This is a genomic window from Desulforamulus ruminis DSM 2154 (assembly GCF_000215085.1).
Taxonomy (GTDB): Bacteria; Bacillota; Desulfotomaculia; order Desulfotomaculales; family Desulfotomaculaceae; genus Desulfotomaculum; species Desulfotomaculum ruminis.
Genome location: NC_015589.1, coordinates 3,549,526 through 3,573,493, shown reverse-complemented (window position 1 = coordinate 3,573,493; position 23,968 = coordinate 3,549,526). Strand labels below are relative to the sequence as shown.

21 protein-coding genes are annotated in these 23,968 nt (G+C 46.0%); 18 read left to right on the top strand and 3 right to left on the bottom strand.

Translation table 11 applies throughout. The features are described 5' to 3' along the window. Window positions 1–9 precede the first annotated feature (9 nt). From DESRU_RS17760 to DESRU_RS17705, 12 genes are all read left to right on the top strand, one after another. Window positions 10–1,641, top strand: a complete 1,632-nt coding sequence (locus DESRU_RS17760; protein ID WP_013843471.1) for a hypothetical protein — start codon at window positions 10–12, stop codon at window positions 1,639–1,641. Further along, window positions 1,638–2,312: an RAMP superfamily CRISPR-associated protein gene (locus DESRU_RS17755; protein WP_013843470.1), complete on the top strand. Its 675-nt coding sequence runs from the start codon at window positions 1,638–1,640 to the stop codon at window positions 2,310–2,312. The genes DESRU_RS17760 and DESRU_RS17755 overlap by 4 nt, the downstream gene beginning before the upstream one ends. Beyond that, window positions 2,309–3,949: an RAMP superfamily CRISPR-associated protein gene (locus DESRU_RS17750; RefSeq protein ID WP_041275474.1), complete on the top strand. Its 1,641-nt coding sequence runs from the start codon at window positions 2,309–2,311 to the stop codon at window positions 3,947–3,949. Before DESRU_RS17755 ends, DESRU_RS17750 begins: the two co-directional genes overlap by 4 nt. After that, complete coding sequence (locus DESRU_RS17745) at window positions 3,946–5,283, top strand: RAMP superfamily CRISPR-associated protein (protein WP_013843468.1); 1,338 nt, start codon at window positions 3,946–3,948, stop codon at window positions 5,281–5,283. The genes DESRU_RS17750 and DESRU_RS17745 overlap by 4 nt, the downstream gene beginning before the upstream one ends. 26 nt (window positions 5,284–5,309) lie before the next feature. After that, window positions 5,310–5,714, top strand: a complete 405-nt coding sequence (locus DESRU_RS17740; protein ID WP_143758815.1) for a hypothetical protein — start codon at window positions 5,310–5,312, stop codon at window positions 5,712–5,714. A gap of 1 nt (window position 5,715) precedes the next feature. Further along, the gene (locus tag DESRU_RS17735; RefSeq protein WP_013843466.1) at window positions 5,716–7,938 is read left to right on the top strand and encodes a TIGR03986 family type III CRISPR-associated RAMP protein; all 2,223 of its coding nucleotides are present in this window, start codon (window positions 5,716–5,718) and stop codon (window positions 7,936–7,938) included. A gap of 399 nt (window positions 7,939–8,337) precedes the next feature. After that, the gene (locus DESRU_RS17730) at window positions 8,338–9,162 is read left to right on the top strand and encodes a DUF4915 domain-containing protein (protein ID WP_013843465.1); all 825 of its coding nucleotides are present in this window, start codon (window positions 8,338–8,340) and stop codon (window positions 9,160–9,162) included. Window positions 9,163–9,570: 408 nt separating this feature from the next. Further along, window positions 9,571–10,173, top strand: a complete 603-nt coding sequence (locus DESRU_RS17725) for a TetR/AcrR family transcriptional regulator (RefSeq protein ID WP_013843464.1) — start codon at window positions 9,571–9,573, stop codon at window positions 10,171–10,173. Window positions 10,174–10,178: 5 nt separating this feature from the next. Next, on the top strand, window positions 10,179–10,979 hold the full coding sequence (locus tag DESRU_RS17720) for a respiratory nitrate reductase subunit gamma (protein WP_049786813.1): 801 nt from the start codon (window positions 10,179–10,181) through the stop codon (window positions 10,977–10,979). A gap of 169 nt (window positions 10,980–11,148) precedes the next feature. Then, on the top strand, window positions 11,149–11,964 hold the full coding sequence (locus tag DESRU_RS17715) for an alpha/beta fold hydrolase (protein WP_013843462.1): 816 nt from the start codon (window positions 11,149–11,151) through the stop codon (window positions 11,962–11,964). A 120-nt stretch (window positions 11,965–12,084) separates the two neighbouring features. Next, window positions 12,085–12,843 (top strand): class I SAM-dependent methyltransferase, encoded by a 759-nt coding sequence (locus DESRU_RS17710; protein ID WP_013843461.1) that lies wholly within the window; start codon window positions 12,085–12,087, stop codon window positions 12,841–12,843. Window positions 12,844–12,920: 77 nt separating this feature from the next. Continuing rightward, the gene (locus DESRU_RS17705; protein WP_013843460.1) at window positions 12,921–13,166 is read left to right on the top strand and encodes a hypothetical protein; all 246 of its coding nucleotides are present in this window, start codon (window positions 12,921–12,923) and stop codon (window positions 13,164–13,166) included. A 28-nt stretch (window positions 13,167–13,194) separates the two neighbouring features. Here the strand turns inward: DESRU_RS17705 and DESRU_RS17700 are convergent, their stop codons facing one another. Beyond that, entirely contained in the window at window positions 13,195–14,670 is a 1,476-nt protein-coding gene (locus tag DESRU_RS17700) for an aldehyde dehydrogenase family protein (RefSeq protein ID WP_013843459.1), read from the bottom strand. A 611-nt stretch (window positions 14,671–15,281) separates the two neighbouring features. Here DESRU_RS17700 and DESRU_RS17695 point away from each other — a divergent pair. Next, a complete protein-coding gene (locus tag DESRU_RS17695; RefSeq protein ID WP_013843458.1) occupies window positions 15,282–17,297 on the top strand; it encodes a sigma-54-dependent Fis family transcriptional regulator in 2,016 nt (671 codons plus the stop codon). Between the two features lie 81 nt (window positions 17,298–17,378). Here DESRU_RS17695 and DESRU_RS17690 read toward each other — a convergent pair whose 3' ends face one another. Together DESRU_RS17690 and DESRU_RS17685 are read right to left on the bottom strand one after the other, a co-directional pair. Further along, a complete protein-coding gene (locus DESRU_RS17690; protein WP_013843457.1) occupies window positions 17,379–18,791 on the bottom strand; it encodes an IS1182 family transposase in 1,413 nt (470 codons plus the stop codon). A 277-nt stretch (window positions 18,792–19,068) separates the two neighbouring features. After that, window positions 19,069–19,731: a helix-turn-helix domain-containing protein gene (locus tag DESRU_RS17685; RefSeq protein ID WP_013843456.1), complete on the bottom strand. Its 663-nt coding sequence runs from the start codon at window positions 19,729–19,731 to the stop codon at window positions 19,069–19,071. 351 nt (window positions 19,732–20,082) lie between these two features. On the opposite strand from DESRU_RS17685, the gene DESRU_RS17680 reads away from it, so the two are divergent. The 5 genes from DESRU_RS17680 (at window position 20,083) to DESRU_RS17660 (ending at window position 23,963) form a co-directional block, all read left to right on the top strand. After that, entirely contained in the window at window positions 20,083–20,613 is a 531-nt protein-coding gene (locus DESRU_RS17680) for a sigma-70 RNA polymerase sigma factor region 4 domain-containing protein (RefSeq protein WP_041275473.1), read from the top strand. 310 nt (window positions 20,614–20,923) lie between these two features. Further along, window positions 20,924–21,904, top strand: a complete 981-nt coding sequence (locus tag DESRU_RS17675) for a hypothetical protein (protein WP_013843453.1) — start codon at window positions 20,924–20,926, stop codon at window positions 21,902–21,904. After that, the gene (locus tag DESRU_RS17670; RefSeq protein ID WP_013843452.1) at window positions 21,904–22,089 is read left to right on the top strand and encodes a YqzN/YkzM domain-containing protein; all 186 of its coding nucleotides are present in this window, start codon (window positions 21,904–21,906) and stop codon (window positions 22,087–22,089) included. Before DESRU_RS17675 ends, DESRU_RS17670 begins: the two co-directional genes overlap by 1 nt. Further along, the gene (locus DESRU_RS17665) at window positions 22,089–23,540 is read left to right on the top strand and encodes a phage tail sheath family protein (RefSeq protein ID WP_013843451.1); all 1,452 of its coding nucleotides are present in this window, start codon (window positions 22,089–22,091) and stop codon (window positions 23,538–23,540) included. The genes DESRU_RS17670 and DESRU_RS17665 overlap by 1 nt, the downstream gene beginning before the upstream one ends. Window positions 23,541–23,552: 12 nt before the next feature. Continuing rightward, window positions 23,553–23,963 carry a phage tail tube protein gene (locus tag DESRU_RS17660; RefSeq protein ID WP_013843450.1) on the top strand — a complete coding sequence of 137 codons (411 nt, stop codon included), beginning with the start codon at window positions 23,553–23,555 and terminating at the stop codon, window positions 23,961–23,963. The last annotated feature ends 5 nt before the right edge of the window (window positions 23,964–23,968 follow it).

Genomic DNA, 23,968 nt, shown 5'->3' with positions numbered 1-23,968 from the left:
ACCACCTAAATGAAATGCAAAGGGGTGAATGGCGTGGCTGTACTGGATATTGTAGAGATCGGCAGGAAGCAGGCTTATATCTTTGCCAGCAACCGTTTAAAGGAAATTGAAGGTGCTTCCATGATTATTCGTCATGTCAGTGAGCGGTTGCCCAAAGAACTGTCCTTACCGTATTTCGGGAAAAACAACGTGATTATGGAAGGCGGAGGACATAGTATTTACCAGTTCAACACCAGGCATGAAGGGTACGAATTTAATCGCATGCTGTCCCGGACGGTGCTAAAACAGTTTCCCGGGCTTCAGTTTTATTGCGTAATGGTAGATTTTAACCCGGAGGCGGATCTTCTGTCCGATAAGATTACAGAATTATCTGAAGCGTTGGCACAAAAGAAGAGCGGACATGCCGGGTCGCTGAGGCAATATTCCTATGGGATTGAAAAGTTGTGCGAATCTACCCGACTGCCGGCAACGGAGATAGTTACTATTAAAGATGAAGTCCGATTTGTGTCCGCCGAAATCTATGCCAAACTTAAATTTGCTCAGGACAATAAGCTGGAGGAATACTTTGCGGATTTACAATTAAGCGGCTTGCCGGTGCAAATGACCAGTGATACGGATGTGCTGGAGGATGGGGAGAGGAGTAAGGTAGCTGTTATCCATTTGGATGGCAACCGGATGGGGGAGAAAATTGCTAAATTTCGAGAGTTGTATCAAATCAAGGAGGGTGAATCAGTAAGGGACTATAATCAAAGATACCGGGAGGCCTTTCGGCAGTTCAGCAATGACATTGACACCAAGTATAAAGCAGCTTTTAAAGCGGCGATGGTAGACCTATATAGTCGGGTTCAGGTGTCTGACGAGCCGATAGCATTAAATACTTATAACGAAAATGGGATTCCGGTCCGGCCGATTATTTTTGCAGGGGATGATATTTCTTTTATTGTTCCGGGACCCCTTGGCGTAGAGGCCGCGCGAATGATGCTGGAAAAACTACAACAGGATAAGCTGGAAATTGACGGCGGCCCAGGTTCCCGCAAAGTATCCATGACCTTGCATGCTTGTGCCGGTGTGGCCATTGTCAAGTCCGGCTATCCCTTTGCCCGGGCTCATGAGATGGCTGAACAGCTTTGCCGGATGGCGAAGACCAGAGTGCTGCAGGATGGTTTTGAACGGCTTGAGGAAGGCGATGCCTCGGCGCTCGATTTTCATATTTTGCATGGAGATTGGTCGGGCTCAATCAGGCAGCAGCGGGAGGAAGATTACCTGATGAAAGATGCGAATAATCAAGCCTATTCCCTGACATTGAAGCCCTATTATGTGATGAGCCCTTCAGCCCGTCAGTCCGTCAGCGGTTTATTCAACCAGTTGGCAACTTTTCAGGTTGCTTGGGAGCGGATGACCGATAAAGAGAAGATAGCCAGAAGCAAGATTAAAAAACTGCGGGAATGTATTAAACGGGGACCGGCGGAAACGAAACGATTTATCCAATTGAATCAATTGGAGGATTATTTGATGGGCTTTAAAGATACGCCGCTGGAACAAGGGGAGATCTTTACTTATGAGCGCTGCTGTCCATATTATGATGCCATCGAAGCGATGGATGATGTGCTTTTATTTCCACGAGAGGAGCGGGAGTTATGAGTTGGTCAGCACGAATTCATTTGAAATCGGAGGCCATATTCGGCAGCGGGCAATCTACGCCGGGGGAAGTGGATCTGGAGGTTTTGCATGATGACTATGGTTTTCCTTACTATGGATCGAGAACGCTGAAAGGCCATTGGCTGGAGCAAACAAAACTGGCGGCCAAGGTGTTGGGTCAAGGGGCGGCGTCAAGGGCAAAGGCTGCTGAACTGGCTGCTGTTGTTGACCGTTGTTTCGGGCAGGGAGGTATAACTAATGCTCTGCCGGGTGCAATTCATTTGAACGATGCGCAAGTAGCGCCGGCCATCCGTGCTTTGTTTGCTACGGCAATTCAAAAACAACAGCTTACTTCTTCCGAAGTGTTCAATTCCATGACAGATATACGCAGGTTTACAGCGATCAATGACGAGACGGGCACGGTAGAAAAAAGGTCTTTGCGTAAATTTCGAATAATTCGGAAGGATCTTGTGCTGGAGGCGGAGATTGACGGTTTGGATTGCTTGCGTGGACATGAAATTGGACTATTGGCTGCGGGATTAAGCAGTCTCCGCTATTTGGGAACAATGAAACACCGCGGCAAGGGATGGGTTCGTTGTGCCTTAATCCATAAAGGAACGGATGTCACAGCAAAGTATATTCAGGAATTACGGGAGTGGGTGACTACATCATGACCGTTTATTATTACTATGAGTTGAAGACGCTCCAGCCTCTTAAGATGGGGGGAACGGGGTCTCAGGCAGATAATGAGACAGCCCTTGATTATATCGCGGGTTCTGCTTTACGGGGTGCATTTATTGGAGCTTATGTGCGGGAAAAACCTGAAATTCAATTGTGTAGAGACAGTCTAATGCGCAAGCGATGGCTGGAAGGGGATTTAAGGTTTCTCAATGGTTATATAAGTATTGACGGACAAAGAAGCCGGCCATTCCCGGCCTGCCTTTGTATGACCAAGAATAACCGGAAGCTTTTTAGCGAGCAGAATCAGCCGGCGCCTGTAGTTAACTCACTGGACCACTTGATTGGCGAACAGATGGAACGGTTGCCTGCCGCCGGTTTTATTTCGGATTGGACTGCGGAACAAATTACCTGGCATCAAACGAAAATGACGGCTAAACTGCACATTAACTTGCAGGGGGAACAAACCCGCTTGTATCGCTATGAAGCCATTGCCGCAGGGCAAACCTTTATTGCTGTAGTGGCTGTGGACCATGAAGATGACGAGATCAAGACATTTCTGCAGTCATTTACCAATAAAATCATTTATTTAGGCGGTTCCAAAAGTAATGGCTACGGCAAATGCCGGGTGATCAGTGTAACCAGACGGACAGAAAATCCTGAATATGGAGATAATTGGCCGGTTTTTTCCCAGACGCTTTATGTCTATTGTCTATCCGATATTATCGTCCGGGATGAAAAAGGACGTTTAAGTTCACGAATACCGGAGCACATTTTGGCGGCAGGTCTAGGTGTGGATAAGGCTTTTCTGGAGTCTGCTGCCGTACAAACCATTACTACGGATGGATTTAATCAGAAATGGGGTGCGCGGCTGCCGAAGCAGCAGGCAATCCGGAAAGGAAGTATCTTTAAATTTCGTTATGAAGGCAACATAGATCAATCAAAAGCGGAGCAGTTTTTGCACCAGGGGATTGGGGAAAGACGTGTTGACGGGTTTGGACGGATTGCCTTATTACCGGACATGAAAGTGGAGTTGGTGGGCAAAGGAGAGGCTCTGCCCATGTCCCGGCAGGTTTCGGACTTCCGGCTTAATCAGGAAGAACTCAGGCAAGTACAGCAGATGCTCAAGCGCGTGATGATGCAGCGAATTCGTGCTGGTTTGGAAAACCGGATTTTGGAATGGTCCCAGGATAGCGATGACAAAGCGATTTCATCATCACAACTGGCACAATGGATGGATCTTTTTAATCGTGCGAAAGGGCTGGCGCCGGATGCGGGTAAGGCGGAAATTGAACAATATATCCTGTATTTGGAGAAGCGGGGGAAGGAGCAAAAAGGGAAAAGCGAAGAAACCGAAAGAGCCAATCAAAGGGTATTGCATTCGCTAAGGGACGCACGAATTGGCAAAAAACCGTGGTTGGAGCAAATCCACAGCTATATACGGCAGGCGGATGACGTGGATGAACTGATCCATTCCTTACAGTTGCCGGAGTTGAGTATTGCGGGACAGGAGGCCAAGGTCTTGTTGTCTAAAGAAGAGGTGTATTGCCTCAACATGGAAATGTTATATCAATACGTGCGGGAACGTCGAAGATTAGCTAATTTTAAGAAGCAAAGGAGGCAGAAAGTATGAGTTGGAAACAGTATGTGACCGTACTGCTTTTTGAAGCAACAAATGTCGGACCTTTGCATGTGGGAGACCAGGATGGAGAACTGCTCATGGATGGGGAAAGCGGTTGCGCTATGATCCCGGGCAGTTCTTTGGGGGGAGCGTTGCGAGCCTGGTTGAAACAAAGCGGTGCAGTGGAACGCCAGGTATGGCTCTCCTTGTTTGGCAGTCCTAAGCCGGATGGAAGACGCCCATCGAATTTGTATGTTCACGATCTGGTTAGTGAAAAAATAGCCCTTAGGGAAGAGCGCCCGGGTGTGCGTATTCATGGAGCCGCCGGTGCGGCTGTAGACAAATTGGAACGGATATATATTGCTCCGGGAGCCGTATTTCGAGGTAGACTGGTGTGGACTGCGGCCCATGAAGAACAGAACCAAGCCTATGCTCAGGCCATAGAAAAGTGCTTGCAAGCCTTACATCAAGGCATTGTTCGCCTGGGAGCTTTCAAGAATGCCGGCGGTGGACGGCTGTCCATTAACCATATCTATAGGAATACTTATAATTTAAATCAGCTGGACGATTACTTTGATTTTTTGCAGGAGGACGGGGAGCAAACAACCACGCTCAAGGGGCGGTGGATGAAAAGGATTATGGATGAGAATGTTTCCCTGCCCGGTTATAGGTACACCTTGAAGGCTAAAATCGTTTCTCCATTATTGATTCGCGGGGATGAATTTTCCTGGCCGGGAGAACCGGACGCAGCTCCTATTCGTACGGCAGATGGCAAGTGGTATATCCCGGGAACCAGTTGGAAAGGGGCCCTTCGCCACCAATTATGCCGCATTGTGCATTATTACGGTCGTCCCGAATTGGAAGAACAAGCTTTTGGGAGCGATGCGGAGCCGTCGCCAGGAGATAAAAAAGCCAATGGCGACCGGTATGGGGGTATTGTCCAGGTAATGGACGCCATGATTGAAGAAGATCAACAATTGGAGCGGCAATGGGTAGACTATTTTGGAATTCACATTGATAAATTTACCGGCGGTGTGATAAACGGGGCATTAAAACAGGAAAGAACAGTTCGGGGAAAAGTTACTTTTGATTTGTTTTTGCAGCCCGGTAAACAAGGGAAGGATTATGAAGCGATTGCCGGAGCGCTGTTATTGGCGCTGCGGGATTTGGCTGAAAAGGGCTTCGCATTGGGAAGCGGCTCTGCCAACGGGCGGGGCTATCTGTGTGGGGAAAATTTGCAGATTGCCACGCCGGAGGGGAAGGTGACGGTTCATTTCGGCGACCGCCGGGTGGATAATGAAAATTTGGCCAATCATTGGATTTGTGCGTTAAAAGGAGTGAGTTAAACATGGACAAGACCCAAGGAGTTAAATTGACGCCGGTCGCCCCGTCCGAAGTGAGTAAGGAATGGCTTGCGGATCAAGGAATGACCCAGGCGCTACTCTATTATTGGGACCATATAGAAGCATATCCTTATCATGCGCCGTCTCCCCGGGAAATTGAGATGGAGCAGTTGTTTGAAGCCTATTGGTTCGGCGAAACGGTAGCCGTGCATTTCTACCGGCTGGATCATGGCTGGCAGGTCATTTGGTGTACTGAAACGGGGACTGAGGAATGTTTGGATGAACGCCAATTTATTCAGAGGATGGACGATTTTGGGAAAACGCTTTGTATTCGCAACTATTTGGAAGCGGATGAGGATGGACAGTTTCATGTTGTGTACACAAGACCGTTGAAACTGGAAGCGAATTTGGGATCATCAAAGGGAGGCGAGTGACATGGCTAAATTTAATCGGGATCAGCATCCGTCAGATAAATCTTCCAACTCCTCCCATGACGCCAGGCAAAGTAAGGGGAATTTCGAATATGTGGGCGCGCCGTACAATTTTATTGATTTTCCCCGGCGCTGGGTTGCCCGGTATGACGGTTTTGAGCAACTGCCTCCCCATGATCGTTATGGGGACGGATTGCTAAGCGGCAGCATTGACTTGAAATGGAAGGCGGAAACGCCGGTATTTATCGGGCATAAGGAAGAAGGGTTTTTTCGTAACCACCAAGGTTTTGCAATTCCGGGCAGCAGTATGCGGGGGATGATTCGCAGTCATATCCAGATATTGGGCATGTGCAATTATCGTGATGATATCGAAAACCAATGGTTTCTGTACCGGGATATGGCCAGTCGAAATCAAAGGCTTAAAGCACAGTATCGAGCCAACCTTGGTATTGTTTCGCACAATATACAAAGCGCCCAGCAGCAGGAACGGGGAGCATTACCGGATAAATTGAAGGCGGGCTATGTGGAAAAAGGAGAGGATGGGAAATACTACATCTTTCCGGCTCAGCAGGATAAAAAAGGGGTCCAAATGTACCGGATTTCTGAAAGGCATCTGAGAAGAATGAAGCTTCCTCCAGACAAGGTTAAATTGATGTATAAAAAAGAGTTTTGGGAGCAGGACATAAACAAATTGACACCGCAAGACATAAATAAAGAATACTACGATAAGCACGGGTATAGGCCTTATTATGTACCGGTCTGCTACACCATGGATGCTGCCAAGGGAAAGGTTGGCAAGATTGTAATAAAAGATGCCGTTTCAGCAGAAGGTCAGATGGAAGAGGGCTATCTTCTTTCATCGGGGTATATGTACGCGGGGAAATCGGGCAAATTAACGCACTATATTATTCGAGCGGCTGAAGAGAATATCCCCGGACGGGCCATTGACAAGACCTATGTCGATGCCTATAATACCGATTTGATACGTAAGAAATATAAAGGCAACGAAAGACTGGACAAGGAATATGAATTTTACCATTTGCCCGAGGAAGCGGGCAGGCGCAAACCCATTTTCTATGTGGAGACTGCCGGAAAGATCACGTATTTTGGTTTTACACCGTATTTGCGTATTTTCTACGATTATAGCGTGCATCAAGGCATCCCTCAAGCCTTTCGTGCGGGGGATCAACTGGATTACTGCAAGAGCCTGTTTGGTTTCAGCGCGTATCCTTCTTCTAACGATGGAGAATTGGCAGAGCCGGACGCCGTTCAGGCTTACAAAAGCCGTATTTCCTTTGAGGATATGCAGGCCGTTGGCAACCCGTGTGAGATGGACCCCATTCCTTTGATCCTTGCCGAGCCGAAGGCGACGGCTTATCCCCTGTATTTAAAGCAGCCGGATGCCCCTAGCACCGGAGAATTGGCAACATACAATGAACCTAACTTTACCATCCGTGGCATGAAGCGCTACTGGTTTAAAGAGGAAGAGCGCCTTGAAAAAAACCATAAGAAAAACGACAGAATTTTATCCTATTTGCGACCCTTACCAAAGGATACATACTTTCAAGGCCGGATACGTTTTTCCAACCTTGCCCAGGATGAATTGGGTCTGCTTTTATGGGCTATTATGCTGGAAGCGGAAAGCAAAGTGCAAATCGGAAAGGGAAAACCTTACGGTTATGGCCGCATGAAGCTGAAACGAGAGGAGGTCATATTGCAGCTTGAGGATTTGGCGATAAAATATGGGAGCCGCCTTACTTTTGCTTCAGATTATTTGAAACCCGGCTGTCCGGAAAAATACATTCAAGCCTATTGGAAATATATGCAAGAAAAATATCAAATTGACATTAGACAGGAGCCTCATGTGCAGTCCTTTTTAATGATGGCAAAGCAAGTGCTGCGTAATGAGCAGGTAAGGTACATGGAAATTGAACGACAAGCTAACGGAGAAAAAAATAATGAATACAAAGGACTTCATCCACTAAGTTCGGTGAAGGATGTCGTCGAAGGAAAAGTAGTCAGACGGGCCACAGTGAGGAGAAGCAATAAATCTTCTGGTTCGTCCGGTATTACAGAAAATGGGGGAAAAAGTAAAAGTTCCCGGTCAAAGACCGTAACGGGCTGCGAAATATCTGCAACGGATAATCATAATGAACTGCAGGTCAAGGATTTACCCGCTTGGAAAGTGAAGTTAATGAATATGGTTAACACAGGAAAAAATGACTAATAACAATTAAAATCTTTCCCGCAGCTGTACAGCTTCCTTAGACTTGTTTGTGGGCTCCTTTGGCGAATTTATTCTACCAAATGACCTCAAGCTTGTCTTTTTCTTTTTGTGCACTTTATTGTACGTTATCTTCTGCATGGTCGTCTAGATAATGTGGGTCACTCATTCTCCATTTTCCTTTAATTATAGTTATAAAGACATATGGCCAAAATTTGTGTCTTGACAATGAGGGGCATTTACAGAAGTCCTTGAATATTTTAGAGCAAAAAAGTTGTGGCCTATAGATTTTCAAAATATGGTAAATCAACTCATATAAAATTGATGATAACAGAACAATTTTGCAAAAATTTATCTTCTTAGGGTCTTAATCTGATTTATCGGATTAAAGGGGGAACTTCCTTGTTTAAATTTGACTCATGTAAAGTTCTTGTTACTTGTTGCAACTTAATGGGTGGGTTATATGAAATATCTTTTGATGAACAAACCTATCATATTAAAAAAGTCTTAGAGGCAAATTGCAGGGGAATTGCTAAATATGCAGATAATTATGTGTTAGTTGCTAATTCAAGTGAAATTTTATTATTGGATTCTAACTATCAAACAATTAAAAATTACAAAACAGAAGAAATATTAGACCTTCATGGAGTAGCTGTTCGAGATGAAAAAGCATATATTGTTGAGAGCAGAAGAAATGCTGTGGGCGTTTATAGATTGCCGGATTTAGTAAAAATAGAAGAGATAAAAATGTCACAGGAAGACTACGATGTCAATCACTTGAATGATATATGTATAGATAAAGAAAGTATTTACGTTTCCATGTTTTCAGGCTCAGATGAATGGAGAAAAAGCTCTGCTTATTTTGGCCTGATAAAAGAGTATTCTTTATTAAATTTATCATACGTCAATACTGTGTTCTGCGATTTAAAGCATCCTCATAGTGTGATTACAAAGGATGAGAGGATTTTATATTGTAATTCAGCAGATTTTGAGGTGATGGAAAATGGCAACACAATTTTTCAGGGGTTAGGTTATACTAGAGGACTGGCAGTTAATAATGATTTTATATATATTGGACAGAGTGAAAGTAGAAATATTGAAGTTTCAAGACAAAACAGGTTAAATATTTCATTAGATTGTGGTGTTAATGTGTTTAATGCTCGTGAAAAGGTAAGTAAATTTATAACATTGCCTTCTAAGGAAGTATATGCAATTTTAGTAAAATAAGTTTAGGCTTTAAAAGTGATGGGCTCAAAGAGAATAACAAATCTGTAACTAAAGACCTAAACCCGCCTGCCAGGTGGGTTTTTTCGTCGCAAAAAGTCTGCAATTTTCTGTAAGTCTGTTTTATATATTAATATTTGTAACTTTGTCATCTGAAATCACCGGATTACTCCGTATTTAGTTATAAATAAAATTTAGGTAATATTGCCCTGTTAATAAAAACAAAAGTGCTAAAAATAAAGATAATATTAAGAATGCTTCCTTCAATACCAACGATCATATGACGGAATATGATTTGGTTCATAAAACTAATTCAGGAACTGTTGTTGACGGATCCATCATTATTCGCTACAATTAAATATGAACTAATTCATATTATGAATATGATCATTTTTTGGAGGTTATATGGTGATGAGTGAGGATCTGAGCAGACGAGATAGAAAAAAGTTACGTGCCAAGAAAAGCATTTCGGAAATTGCTTTGGAAATGTTTTTGGACAAGGGTTTTGCTGAAACCACCATAGCCGAAATCATGGATAAAGCCGATCTGGGTGTGGGTACTTTTTATAATTATTTTGAATCCAAAGAAGATATCTTAAAATATTGTTTAGCAGAAAAGATTAATGGGGCACAACAAACTTTTGAAAATACCAAAGAGGCAAATATGAATGCGGCCTCTAAGTTATCCAATTTACTTATGACCATCGGAAAAACCTATGAAGAGAACCGAAAGTTACTTATGATGTACATGCACTTTTACCGCAGTAACAAACATACTCACAGACATCCGCCACACATGATTGAGTTTCAGGAGATTATTTCATCAATTATCAAAGAAGGACAGGAGAAGGGGGAGTTTAGAAAGGATATTCCTTTAGAAATCATGGTTGAATTGTTTAAAGGGATTCTGAAAACCTCTATGACCAGCAAAACAGGGATTCCCTTCTTAGAGAATTTGAAATACAAACTGAATCTCTTCTTTGAGGGAGTTATTCTAAATAAGGAGACAGATTGACAATGATAAATTATTTTATTTTACAGATATTGCCTTATATTTCTGTGGCGGTATTCATCATCGGCTTACTTTACAGACTGGGCAGATGGGCTAACGCACGTATTATTCATAATATAACCTTGACTCCGGCGCCAACCACCAAGGCAGGGGCCATGCTGGATATTGCGAAAGAGGCAACTTTTTTCCGCAGCCTTTTTAAGAGTGACAAAGCCCTTTGGGCAGGAGCCTGGATCATGCACGTTGCTCTTTTCTTCATCTTAGCCGGACATGTTTTGGGTATCGGTCTGCTGGGAAGGCAGTTTGCTTACGTGGGGCTTACTTCTGTGGAAACCAGTGAATTGCTGTCAACCCTACTGGGCACGTTCTTTGGGATTGTTCTTTTGCTGGCGCTTTTTTATCTGCTTTATCGCAGAATTCGCATCAATGAAGTTAGGGTGATTTCAGCACCCAGTGACTATGTAATGTTACTACTTTTGATTGGTATTGTTGCAGCCGGCAACTTTATGCGTTTTGTTCCTGAATGGGGCATCCATTACGAGCCGGTTCGTGACTATATACAACACTTAATAACCTTTACTTCCATAACTCCCGATATGGAAGTTATGCATAAGCCAATGTTCATCATTCACCTGCTGTTGGTCCAGATTCTGCTAATTGTTTTCCCCTTTAGCAAGCTGCTTCACTCTGTTGGTATGTTTGCCCACCGCTATATCATTAACCGTGCTTATGCTGAACCGGCATCGGGACTGCCAAATGCGGTTGTGAAGGATCAGGCAGCGGATCCCAAAATTGAACCCAAAGAATAACTCAATATTTAACACAAAGAGTAAGGACGCTAATAATAGTATCAGCAAACTATTATGTGTCAGTGAAAATTATGGTGATTTACTCCGTGCAAACAAAATTATGGACACCCATTTATTTCCAACGGAATAACCTATCCTGAGGTAATTTTTACTAAGGGGGGGAATCCGCGTGGGATACTATATTGGAGTAGAACCCGGCGTGAATATTTATGTAGAAGATATTAACCCGGGGGGCGGCAAGACCATTTTCTTTATACACGGTTGGCCGGCAAGTCATAAAATGTTTGAATATCAGTTTAACCAGCTCCCTAAAATGGGATACCGGTGTATCGGCATGGATATGAGAGGATTCGGAAAATCCGATAAGCCCTGGAGCGGCTACGATTACAACCGGCTGGCGGATGATGTGCGATGTGTGGTGGAAGCGCTCAAATTAGAAGGGATTACACTGGGAGGGCATTCTACCGGTGGAGCGGTTGCCATCCGCTACGTGGCCCGGCATAACGCATTTGGCGTAGCCAAATTAGCCCTTTTTGCCGCGGCGGCGCCCAGCCTTATTAAACGTCCCTATTTTCCCTACGGCTTAAACCGGGAAGATGTTATAAACATTATCCAGGATACCTATAGCGATCGTCCTAAAATGCTGCAGGGATTTGGAGACATGTTTTTCTTCCAGTATGTGACCCAGCCTTTCTCAGAATGGTTCTTTCAATTAGGTCTGGAGGCGGCAAGTTGGTCCACCGCTGCGGTGGCAAATACCTGGCTGGATGAAGAAGGCTTATTTTCCGATCTAGGCAAAATATTTGTTCCAACATTAATTTTGCATGGTATTCATGACCGGGTTTGCCGTTTCCCGTTGGCGGAGGCGCAAAAAGAAGGGATCAAAAACTCTAAATTGATTCCCTTTGAATACAGCGGACATGGATTGTTTTATGATCAGTGCGATAAATTTAACAAAGAACTGGCGCAATTTGCCGGAGCTTAATGACCGGCCATGATATTGTAAATAGTTTTACACCGGGAAATTGATTGAAAGCTGTCGTATTAGCAATAATGGGGCAGCTTTTCTTTAGGACCATTTGAATTTGCAAAAGGAGGAGTGGATTTGGAAACAACGATCAAACCTTTTACTGGAAAAGCAGCTATTTATTCCAAGTATCGCCCCAATTACCCGGAAGAATATATTGATTATTTAATTTCATTCAACAAACTAACTCCTAACAGTCGTATTGCAGATATTGGAGCAGGTACAGGTATTTTAACTGAACAACTTGTTGCAAGAGGGTTTAAGGTATGGGCAGTTGAGCCTAATTTTGATATGAGAACCCTTGCAGAAAAAAGCCTGAAAAGCCATCCCAATTTTACTTCCCTACCGGGTACGGCTGAAGAAACGAATATAGAAAATGCCAGTATGGACCTGATAACCGTTGGCCAGGCCTTTCATTGGTTTGTTAAAGATAAATTTAAAAGGGAATGTCAAAGAATATTAAAAGCAAACTCAAATGTAGCCCTTGTTTGGAACAGCAGAGATTCTTCCAGTCCTTTAGTAAAGGAGAATGCGGAAATATGCAAAAGGTTTTGTCTCGCATTTAAAGGTTTTAGTAAAAATATGGATGAGACGCCACACCTTTATAAAGAATTTTTCCGAGCCGGCAAATATGAATATGAAATATTCCGGCATGATCTGCAATATCATCAAGAGGCATTTGTGGGACGCAATCTGTCGTCATCTTATGCGCCTAAACCAACAGAAGAAAATTATAGCCAATTTGTAGAAGCCATTGTTGGTCTTTTTCAGAAATACAGTAAAAAGGGAATGCTGGTTGTTTCCAACCTTACACGGAGCTACATAGGCCAAGTATAGATTGAAGATCATGTTGACACCGGCATAACCCTTAAAAAGATGCCGGACGCATTGCAGCAAAATATTTGGAGGACTTTGTGGCGGGAGAAAAATATGGCCAGATATATGCCGGGAATGGCTATCCTGTGGCTACGCCCTGGTGGACAACGAATTCCCCCGGAAGTGAAACCCAACTAGCTATAGGCCGGGATTTTATTTACTCACAATATGGAGCCTTTAAACATGCCGCCGGGGCTTTCATAAATTTTAAGTATCATCCGGGTTTAAAGGTTGAAATAGAGGAGGGCGGCTTGATCCGAATAAGCCGCCCCAAACAGATTTAAATACTTCCAAAAGCGTTGAAACTGATCTCTAATAAAGTCCAACTTTATCTTCAGTCAGGCTGATAAAAATGTTTTTCTTCTGAGAATAGTGATCCAGCATCATCTTGTGGGTTTCCCGCCCGATGCCCGATTTTTTATATCCGCCGAAAGGCGCGTGAGCCGGGAGGTTGTTGTAATTGTTAACCCACATCCGGCCGGTCTCGATGCTTCGGGCCACCCGGAAAGCTCTGTTAATGTCACGGGTCCAAACTGCGCCCCCCAGGCCGTATTCGCTGTCGTTGGCCATTTTAATCACTTCCGCTTCATCCTTAAATTTGATGAAACAGACCACCGGGCCAAAAATCTCTTCCTGGGCCACTCTCATCTTATTATTTACATTGGCCAGAATGGTGGGTTGCAAAAAGCTGCCTTTATCCAGCCCGTTTTCCGTTATCTTGTAACCCCCGCAGGCAACGGTGGCGCCTTCCTGACGGCCAATCTCAATGTAGTTCAGGATTTTTTTCAACTGGTTTTCGTTGACCTGGCAGCCCATTTGGGTGTCCTGCTCCCAGGGAAGGCCCACTTTTACTTTTTCAAAAGCCTTTACCGCCTCGGCCAGGAACTTATCGTAGATGTCTTCGTGAATAAAGACCCGTGAACCGGCGCAGCAGACCTGTCCCTGGTTGAACAAGATGCCGATTTGCAGGCCTTCCATGGCCTTATCCCAGGGGCAGTCCGGAAAATAAATATTGGCCGACTTGCCGCCCAATTCCAGGGTAGCTGGAATCAATTTCTTAGCGGCGGCTTCGGCGATGGTATGTCCGATTTCGGTAGAACCGGTAAAGGCCAATTTGGCGAACCCTTTATGTTCCAGCATGTAATTGCCGGAAACGGATCCCCTGCCGGTAATGACGTTGACCACTCCCGGGGGCAGCACCTCGGCCAGCAGTTTGGCCAGTTCCAGAAGACTTAGGGGCGTGGTGGAGGAAGGCTTGATGACCACGCAATCTCCTGCCGCCAAGGCCGGCGCTATTTTCCAGGCGCCCATCAACAGCGGAAAATTCCAGGGAATAATCTGACCAACAACACCGATGGGCTCTCTGAGCACCAGGCTCATGGTGTCCTTGTCGATCATGACGGCCTCGCCCACTTCGGTTCTGACGGCACTGGCAAAATAACGGAAGTGATCTGAACTCAAGGGAACATCCACCGCCATGGTTTCTCGGATCGGCTTGCCATTATCTAAAGACTCCACTAAAGCCAGTTTTTCGGCATTGGCATCAATTAGATCCGCTATCTTTAACAACATGCCGGCCCGCTCCTGGGGACTTACATCTTTCCAACTGGCATAGGCCTTCCAGGCCGCATCCACCGCCATGTCCACGTCTGCCTGGCCGGCATCTACGCAAGTAGCCAGAAGTTCGCCGTTGGCAGGGCAATAAGTTTTGAAAGTATTCCCTTCCTGACCCTCAACCCATTTGCCGCCTATAAAAAGGCGATAATTTTCATCCATTGGTTTTTGCATGATGCATCCCTCCAATTTTTTTAAATGTTGATCGTTGAAGTTTGGTTTGGCACTTCTTAAAAGATCAAAGCGCGCACCATCTTTACATCAATTCCTGTGGTCACCACCCTTCTAAATATCCTTAAAACACAGCAAAAGTCGATATAGAATGAATTTTAAGACTGTTATGTTTTTTTGTTAAATGCAAAACCAATACCAAACCGGGCTTAATATGTTAGAATGAATTAACTGATAACCAATAAAAGCTCAAAAACCCTTTAGTAAAGGCCTTTGAGCCGATCATTTACATCCCTGGGAAACGAAAAGCAGTTCCCTTTAAAATTGTCATCATACTGTCACCTTGTTGTTCGCGATATGAAACACAATATTAACAATGGGGTTTGGCGGTTCTTAAACAGGGATGGCATCTTGTAACCAAACCATGATTGTCATAGAGAATACATAATGTAACAAAGGGTTTTAGAAATAAATATGGTATAATTCATTTAAATCATAAGGTAAAATTTGGTATTGATAAATTTGAAATTTCATCACTACTCTCCTGAAACTCATCGGAAACGGTGATTTAATTCTTGATTAGGGCTCCTCTTGTATTTTGGAGGTGAAAAATCTTGCTGGATCATAACGCCTACGCTTCCTTGGTTTTGGCTGCCTGGGAAAAATTTATTGAAACCGGTAAAATTGAGACCACTGAAATCCGACCGGAAATCACGCAATCCTGGCTCCGCTGCCGTAAAGCCGGCGTTGATCCCTTTGCCGGCCGCAGTACACGGCTGCTGCCCGAACCGGAAGTAAATGAACTGCTGGAAAAAAGAAAAAGCCTGATTAATATTGCCAGACCTTTTATGGAAAAATTATACGATTTCGTTATTTCCTCTCATTTTGTTGTCGTACTGTGCGATGAGCGCGGCTATATCATGGAGACCGTGGGAAATACTTACGTAACCAAATATTACGCCAGGGACCTCAATTTCTACCGGGGAGCGCTATGGACCGAAGAGGAAATAGGCGGCAATGGCGTGGGTACGACTCTGTTGTTGAAGAGGCCTTTCCAAATTTCCGGAGCGGAGCATTATTGTAAAAAACATCACCCCTGGACCTGCTCGGGGGCGCCAATTTTTAATGAAGAAAACCAATTGATTGGCATTTTGGAAATGTCCGGTCCGGTTGAAAAAACGCACCTTCATACCCTCGGCATGGTTGTAGCCGCTGCGGAGGCCATTAAGCAGCAGTTGCGGGTGCACCAGAGGAACCGCCAACTAACCTTGGTTAATAATCGTCTAAACAATATATTTTTATCGGTCTCCGACGGAGTGATTGTTGTGGACCGGCAGGGCATCATTAAACAGGTAAATCCGGTGGCGGAAAAAATCCTTGGCCAAGAGAAGGCGGGGATTAACAACAGCATGCTGGAGGATTATCTGGAGCGTTATACGCCGGTTAGGGACATGCTGACCAGCGGTAAAGCTTTCAGTGATCTGGAAGTAGCGGTAAAAACAACTGCCGGTATCGTCCAATGCCTGGCCAGCGGAAAGTCTATTCGGGATGATCAGGACAAGATAACCGGCGGCGTTATTTTCATCAATCCCATTCATAGAATTAAAAATTTAATTAACCGCTTCAGCGGCGCTCACGCTACATTTTCCTTCGAGGATATTTTGGGAAACGGCAAACTCCTGTTAAAAGCCATTCAATTGGGTTCCCTGGCTGCGGGCAATCACAGCAACGTGCTGCTTTGCGGCGAAAGCGGCACCGGCAAGGAAATGTTTGCCCAAGCCATTCATAATAAGAGCACCCGCAGCAGCGGGCCCTTCGTAGCGGTAAATTGCGGTGCAATCCCCCGGGAATTAATCGGCAGCGAACTATTTGGCTATGCGGAAGGCGCCTTTACCGGGGCCCGGAAAGGAGGACGGCCGGGCAAATTTGAACTGGCGGTCGGGGGAACTTTGTTCCTGGACGAGATTGGCGACATGCCGCTGGAACAGCAGGTTTCCCTGCTGCGGGTGCTCCAGGATAAAACCATCACCCGCATTGGCGGGGATAAAGTGGTGGTGGTTGATGTCCGAATTATTTGTGCGACCAACAAGAATCTGTCCCTGGAAGTGGCCAAGGGGAACTTCCGGCAAGATCTTTATTACCGTTTGAACGTAATCTCCATTACTTTGCCGGCCCTGAGAGAACACCGGGAGGACATTCCTCCGATGTTTAAAGCCTTTTTCAAGAAGTCCTGTGAAAAGCTGGGGCGGGTGCCGCCGGACGTGGACCCTAAAGTGATTACTTGTCTGCAGCAGTATGGCTGGCCCGGAAATGTCCGTGAGCTTCAGAATGTGGTGGAGAGAATGGTGAATGTCGCCACCGGACCGGTCATTCGTACAGACCATTTGCCGGAGGAAATATTGTCACCACAGTTTATGGTTTGGCAGAGAGAGACTGGCTGGTCTCCCCAATCCATTAGCATCACGGAAGAAAGGAAAAAGATCAAAGAACGGTTGGCAGAAAACCAACGGGAGGAAATCCTTACATTATTATCTAAAAACAAAGGTAATGTAAGCCAGGTAGCCAGAGAAATGGGCATTTCCCGAAATTCACTGTACAGAAAACTAAAAAAGTTAAACATTTTGTTATAAACAGTTTTAATGAAAAGGTAAAAAGAGATGATAAATCCCCACCCCTGTGGTGGGGATTTCAGACTGTCAAAGAACCTCGTTTCAAACGAAAGAAACGGGGTTCTTGATATAAAAGAGAAAGAAGTGAAGAGAAGAGAGAAAAGAAGAGGAAGCTTTAAACTTCCACATGGCCAGTTTTTTGAGATTCATGGCAGCAAATTTAAGCCGGACCCAATTGCTAACCTGATCCAGGCCTCGATAGGGAGTATAGCGCATGGCATACTTCTCTTTGGCATCTGCGAAGACCCGTTCAATGGTCTGACTTCGCAAGGCATAGGTCTCTTTCCCCAGCGGCGAATGCCGGACATCCTCTGCGCGTTCCAGATAATCCTGCCACACATGACGGGTGACTGTCTTTTGGCCGCTTCGGTTCCCGACACACCGTTCCCAGGTAGGACACTTTTCGCATCGGTAGCTTCTGCTCTTGTATTCCCGATAGCCGTAACGGTTGGTGGTGCAATAGCTCAGAGGCTTGTATTCCGGGCAGAGGATTTGATCGTAATATTCATCGTAGACATATTTGTACCATTCATGGTTTCCCTTTTTAGTCACCGGTCGTTTATAGGGTAAGGACGGCACCCGTCCATCATCAAAAATTCTTTTGCAGATCCAGGGCGTTTTGTATCCGGCATCGGCGGTGATCACTTGGATTTGAGGATAACGTTGCGTCACTTTTTCATAGACGGTATCAAAGACCACACTGTCATGGACATTCCCGGCCGTCACTTCCACTTCAAGCACAAAGTTATGCCGGTCGCATACCGTGTGGGCACTGTAGGCAAAACATTGCTTATGCTCTCCTTTGTGGAAAACACCACTTTCCGGATCGGTTGTGGATTGGGTAAGGATCTTTTCTTTGGGGCTGCCGCTGGAATCGTCGTCATCAAAGGGCTTTTTACCATGGGCCTTCCGGTCGGCATTGATCTCTTGTCTCAGTTGCTGTTCATAGACCCGGGCGGCGGTGGGAATGGCCTTTTTTACTTTCTTTTTGAGGTTGGCATTGGCTTTGATATGGGTCGCATCAATAAATACCACTTCCGGCTTTAGGTACCCTGCTCGCTCCGCTTCGTAGAGGATCCAGGTGAAGATTTGTTCCACGGTCTGGGGGGTGTAGCGCTGCTTGAAGTTGTAGCTGATGGTAGCAAAGTGCGGAATGGGTTCATTGAGGGTATAGCCCAGGAACCAGCGGTAGGCGATGTTCATTTCGATGTCTTTTACGGTTTGCCGCAGCGACCGGATCCCGTACAGATGCTGGATCAGGACCATCTTAAACAGCACTACCGGATCGACGCTGGGTCTGCCGTTATCCGGGCAATAGAGTTCTTCTACCAAGTCATAGATTCTTGTGAAATCCACGCTTCCGTCGATTTGCCTCAACAAATGATCGTTCGGCACCAGCAGGTCTGTATTCACGATCTCCATTACGTTGCGTTCTAGTTTTTCTCTTTTAAGCATCTTTCCATCACCCATTCCATTTTATCAAAAATGGCCGGCCATCGGCCGACCTTTTTTGACAGTCTGAAATCCCCACCCCTGTGGTGGGGATTTACTTGTGAGGCGCATATTTATTAAAAGACTGTAGATATAGAAAGAAACTTTGAAGTAAAGTAATCCCTGGGAATGCTTATGGAAAGATAAAAGTATGCAAAAAGAATTCTGCTGAAAGGCCGATGAGCTTGCCCTGTGAAAGAATGGTTTGTGCAGCAAAGCCTTGCTCACTGGGCGAGACTTTTTATTCAAAATCCCGAATCAGTTTGGTTACCACGCCAATCATCTGCAGTTCATGGGGATGAAGGCTTTTATATTTTAAATCCATGGGCTCAAGGACAATAAGGTTATTTTTTACATAATATCTTTTACAGATTAAATCCTCTTTCACTTTGGCCAGAATGGTTTTGCCGATTTGCGGCTCGGACTCCTCCTTACGTACAAATACCAGATCGCCCGGTTCAATACCCATATCGGACATGGCGTTGTCGGTAATTCTCACAGCCAAAGCTTCTCCTCCATAGACAGCTACTGGCAGGGGATAGTAAAGGGTTGTCTGGGGCGGATTTTCTAAAAGGGTTGGGGACACTCTGTTCATATCAAAAATAGGAATCTCTTTAATTTTAGACAGTTCATGATATTCCTTTTGCAGTAGCTTCAGTTGATCCAGCTTTTTAACCTTGGAATAAACCTCGTTGTTTTCTTCAAAAAAGGAAGCAATGGGGACATTGGCATAGGTAGCAATGATTTCCAGCATTTTAAAAGAGGGTTTTCTCTGTCCCGTAACATATTTGTGCAAGCTGGAAGGGCTGATTTCATAGCCCGTTTTCTTTTCAATGGCTTTGGAAAATTCAATATAACTTAAGTCCTGCCGAATATGATCAATCTTTTTACCGATGCTGTTCATGATTCAGCCTCCCCATATAAAAATAAGAGATATTTTAAGGATTAAAGGTTTAATCCTAATAGATCATTCAATATCATAAAATATTCATCTTGCCCTTTGTGTACTTAGAGTATATAGTTTCAAATACAAGATTGTCCAAACCATAAAGTATTTTACGTTAGAAATGCTGATCCCGGGTGATTTCTATTATTTTTTGCTAATTTCGTGTACTAAGTACACGGTGGGCGCAAAAATAAAAGTACCAACCTGTAATATATACTTAAAGTCTATAAAAGTCAATTGCTTTTTTAAAAAGTTAAGCAAATTGCCATATATGCCAAGGAAAATGAATGTTTAAGGAAGGTGATTATTTTGGGAAAACATCCTTTGTTTGAAAAGGTAGAGACTTTGCTGCGAGATTACAATTCCATGAAAGCCCGGGTAAAGAATCTTGAAATTGATATTCAACTGCTGCAGGTGCCCATGATCCGGGAAACGCCGGAAGAAACCCTGGAAGGAGTATATTTTGCCAGAAGCCTGGAAAGCCGAACCCAATCCCAGGGATGGGCCAGTGATAAGACCTCGCAGGTGGCCTTCAACTATCTCCAGGCCAATGAAGGTATCAACAGGGAATTTGAACAATTGAGAAGGCAGGATCGGGCCGCCGCCGAGCGGGAAAGAAATCACCTGATCCGGTTGCTGCAGAAAATGGATAATGCCTTAAGCTCGTTAAATGAAAAGGAGCAGGTGATTATCAAAGGCTTTTATATTGATAACCTGCGCTGGTTTGAAGTAGCAGAACAAGTCATGTATGAAGAGAGGCATTGCAAGCGGGTGAGAGACAGGGCCATCAATTATATGGCTAAAAGCCTGTTGGGCTTTGAAAATTATCATACGGCTTAAATGAAAAACCGCCTGCCCGGGCGGTTTTTCATTTAAGCCGGAAAGGATGTCCCTTTCTTGTCCTGTTTTTGTACCGCCAAAGAACTATAATGTTATTAGGGAAAGAATGAACCGCCGGCAATGAGGCGGTTTTTTCTTTCCCCGGCAAGAGAAAAACAGCCCTGCAAAAGGATAATGAAAGGAGGAACTCATGAGGACGTTGATGAATATTCTGCCCTTGCCTCCCCCTGACGGAACCGGCGGCACGCAAAAAGGGATTTCAGGAGAAAGGGATTTTATGAAGATCCTGCTTCTGATCGAGGTGAATTAAATGTACAATACAATGACATCCATCGGCAAACACATTGTTGAGAATGCGGCGGAATTTGGCTTAACCTCTACGGAGGATTTAAAGACCATTGGAGCAACCCACCAACCCCCTCCCGACGGGGCCCGCTGGCTGGTAATGCATGCCCTGCGGACCGTACCCAATCATACCGCCGACAGTTCCTTTGGCCATGGCTTGATCACCGGTCCGGGGGCGGAACGATTCCTGACCCAGGTAAAATTTGAGGTGAGAACCCGGTCCCCGGAACCCGGCAGTGATTTTTTGTGGGACACCGCCCGGCAGTTCAGAGACAAAGTATACGGCGCTCTAAAGAATGCACAACCAGGCGGGAAGGTTATTCCGCGGTATGACTGGAGCGATCCCGGGAACCCCTTGGCCGCCGGGGAAATATGGTTTGAAGTGAATCCTTCCGTTTCACCGGTGGAGGAGAACCTGGAAGACCCCCAGGACCCTGCCAATAAATCCATTTTTCTTACCTATCAGGTGCACTGGTGGAGACCGGCCCCAACCCTGGAGCCTGCGGAGCAGGACCCGTGGCTGGAGGCCCTGACGCTGTGGACCCGGTCCCGGTTGGGGGAAGGATGGACTATAAACTGCAGCGACGGGCTGGAAACCCTGGCTAGACCGGCTGTTCTGTGGAACCTGACAGGGCTGAGCACAAAACAAAGCACCGGGTCTTTGTTCGAAGTGAGCAAGAAATTTACCGGCAGGATTTTCGGCTGCCTGCCCCATCAGCACGCTATGGCCGCCGTATCCATCATGGAGGGTCTGAGCGGGGAGGTAAAAATGGTCCTAAATGCTGCGGAAAAGAAATATGCGGCGGTGGTTAACCCGCAAATGGAGATTCCGTCCAATGCCTTGCGGGAAGCCCGGGTTACGGTGGAGTTAACCCGCAAAACCCCCAGACCGGAAGAAGAGGTAGCCTTGATGATGAAAATAAAAACCGAAGGGAGCTGGCAATAATGGCTGGAAAAACCAAACAGGAACAGCGTTATCCCCGGCAGGAACTGGTGGATAATGCTGAAGCAATTTTTCAGGTAAAACCTGAGGTGATCCTGGGAGCACTGCATAACAACAGTGCCCGGGAATTAACCGTCGGCGAAGTAAAGCAGGCGGTTAAATTATTTTTAGAGGAGGTTGCGAACTAATGGCAGGAGGAACATGGAGCCCTACCGAGCAAAAAGTAAGACCTGGATTTTATTTGAACTTTGAGGCCGCGGCACTGGCCGCCATTAAACCGGGAGCCAGAGGCATTGTTGCTTGCCCGGTAAAAGCCGATTGGGGTCCGGTAAGAGACTTCAAGGAAATCACCAGCGAAGCGGAGCTCTTGGCCGCCTATGGCGAGGATACTGCCGCCGGGTCCACCGCTTATAAAACTTTGCGCCTGGCCCTGCTGGGAGGGGCCAAGACGGTATTAGCCTATCGTTTGGCCGACAGCAATGCGGCTAAAGCCGGCATCACCCTGCAGGACGGGTCCGCCAGCCCGGTGGATGTGCTAAAGCTGGAAACCAAGTATGAAACCACCCGTCCTTTTAAGCTTTCCGTCCGGACCAATCTGGTGGATTCCAGCAAGCAGGACATTCTGCTTTACAACGGCAGCGCCTTGCTGCGGACCTTTACCTTTACCGCCAACGCCAACGGTGTGGACAACGCTGTGGCGGCCATTAACGGCGATGCCGGGAACGAATGGGTAACAGCGGTTAAAATGGCGGACGGTAACGGGGCCCTGGCCCTTATCAACAGCCAGGATTTCACCGGCGGCAACAACGGCATTGCAGAAGTGGCCAATGCCGATTATATTGCAGCCCAGTCGGTCTTTGAGGCCCGGGTCTGGAATTTGTTCACCCTGGACGGCATTACCGGCAGCGCCCTGCAGACTTCCTTCAAATCCTGGATTGAACGTCTGCGTGAGGAAGGCAAAGGGGTTATCGGGGTCTTTGGCGGTTCCGTCACAGACGATGCGGACCCCAACCTGGGCAATCAGCGCTCCCTTAGCTTTAATCATGAGGGCGTCGTGAATGTAACGGTGGGCGCCGTACTGAACGGTGAAACCTACGCCAGTTCCGAGGTGGCTCCCTATGTGGCGGGCTTGATCGCCGGGCAAAAGCTCAGCGAGAGCATTACCTACGCTGTTTGCCCCTTTGAGGATGTTTCCCCCCGGCTCACCAACAATCAGGTTATTGCAGCCCTGCAGTCCGGCTCCCTGGTGCTGGTTCACGACGGGGAAAAGGTTAAAATCGAGCAGGGCATTAATACTCTGACCAGCTTACGTCAGGGGCAGAACAATCAATGGAAGAAAATTCGGGCCATCCGGACCATGGACGCCATCAACAATGATCTGCTGAAGGCGGCCAGCGACAACTACATTGGTAAGGTCAACAACAATGACGACGGGAAAGTGGCTTTGATCAATGCTTTCAAGCAATATATGGATACCCTGGTTCAGGGCGGCATTGTGGAAAGCGACTATTCGGTTTATTTAAATCCCGTTTACCACGGCAATCCCGCCCTGGCTGCGCCGGACGAGGTCTATCCCAAGTGGGAAGCCCGGATTACCGACGGCATGGAAAAAATCTTCGGCACCTTTATGGTGAAATAAGGAGGAGAGACAATGGCTTTAGATGCAAGCAGAGTAATCTTAGGAACCTATGGCCAGGTGTTTATTGACGGCGTATGGCAGACCAACGTCAATCATTTGGAGGCCAAGGTGGCCGTGGAAAAACGAGAATTAAACCTGTCCGGGGACGACTGGGTGCGCCATAAAAAGGGACCCAAAAAAGGAACCGGCACCATGAGCGGTTTTAAAGTTACCAGCGGCATGCTGCAGCGGGGTTTCAACAAATTCGAGCTGGTAAGCAAGCTGGCGGATCCGGAATCCTATGGACATGAAAGGGTCCGGCTGAAGAATGTAATGGTGGACGAACTCCAACTGGCCAACTGGACTTCCGGGGAAGAGGTAAAGGAAGAAATCCCCTTTACCTTTGAAGGCTATGAGCTGCTGGACCCCATCGTTGAAGATTAGGAGGT

What these genes read in the sequence shown, in the direction of transcription:
- DESRU_RS17660 (WP_013843450.1), top strand. Translation starts at nt 23,553, where the DNA reads ATGGCTTTAGATGCAAGCAGAGTAATCTTAGGAACCTATGGCCAGGTG.
- DESRU_RS17755 (WP_013843470.1), top strand. Translation starts at nt 1,638, where the DNA reads ATGAGTTGGTCAGCACGAATTCATTTGAAATCGGAGGCCATATTCGGC.
- DESRU_RS17735 (WP_013843466.1), top strand. Translation starts at nt 5,716, where the DNA reads ATGGCTAAATTTAATCGGGATCAGCATCCGTCAGATAAATCTTCCAAC.
- DESRU_RS17670 (WP_013843452.1), top strand. Translation starts at nt 21,904, where the DNA reads ATGGCTGGAAAAACCAAACAGGAACAGCGTTATCCCCGGCAGGAACTG.
- DESRU_RS17725 (WP_013843464.1), top strand. Translation starts at nt 9,571, where the DNA reads ATGAGTGAGGATCTGAGCAGACGAGATAGAAAAAAGTTACGTGCCAAG.
- DESRU_RS17690 (WP_013843457.1), bottom strand. Translation starts at nt 18,791, where the DNA reads ATGCTTAAAAGAGAAAAACTAGAACGCAACGTAATGGAGATCGTGAAT.
- DESRU_RS17760 (WP_013843471.1), top strand. Translation starts at nt 10, where the DNA reads ATGAAATGCAAAGGGGTGAATGGCGTGGCTGTACTGGATATTGTAGAG.
- DESRU_RS17745 (WP_013843468.1), top strand. Translation starts at nt 3,946, where the DNA reads ATGAGTTGGAAACAGTATGTGACCGTACTGCTTTTTGAAGCAACAAAT.
- DESRU_RS17675 (WP_013843453.1), top strand. Translation starts at nt 20,924, where the DNA reads ATGTACAATACAATGACATCCATCGGCAAACACATTGTTGAGAATGCG.
- DESRU_RS17750 (WP_041275474.1), top strand. Translation starts at nt 2,309, where the DNA reads ATGACCGTTTATTATTACTATGAGTTGAAGACGCTCCAGCCTCTTAAG.
- DESRU_RS17700 (WP_013843459.1), bottom strand. Translation starts at nt 14,670, where the DNA reads ATGCAAAAACCAATGGATGAAAATTATCGCCTTTTTATAGGCGGCAAA.
- DESRU_RS17685 (WP_013843456.1), bottom strand. Translation starts at nt 19,731, where the DNA reads ATGAACAGCATCGGTAAAAAGATTGATCATATTCGGCAGGACTTAAGT.
- DESRU_RS17665 (WP_013843451.1), top strand. Translation starts at nt 22,089, where the DNA reads ATGGCAGGAGGAACATGGAGCCCTACCGAGCAAAAAGTAAGACCTGGA.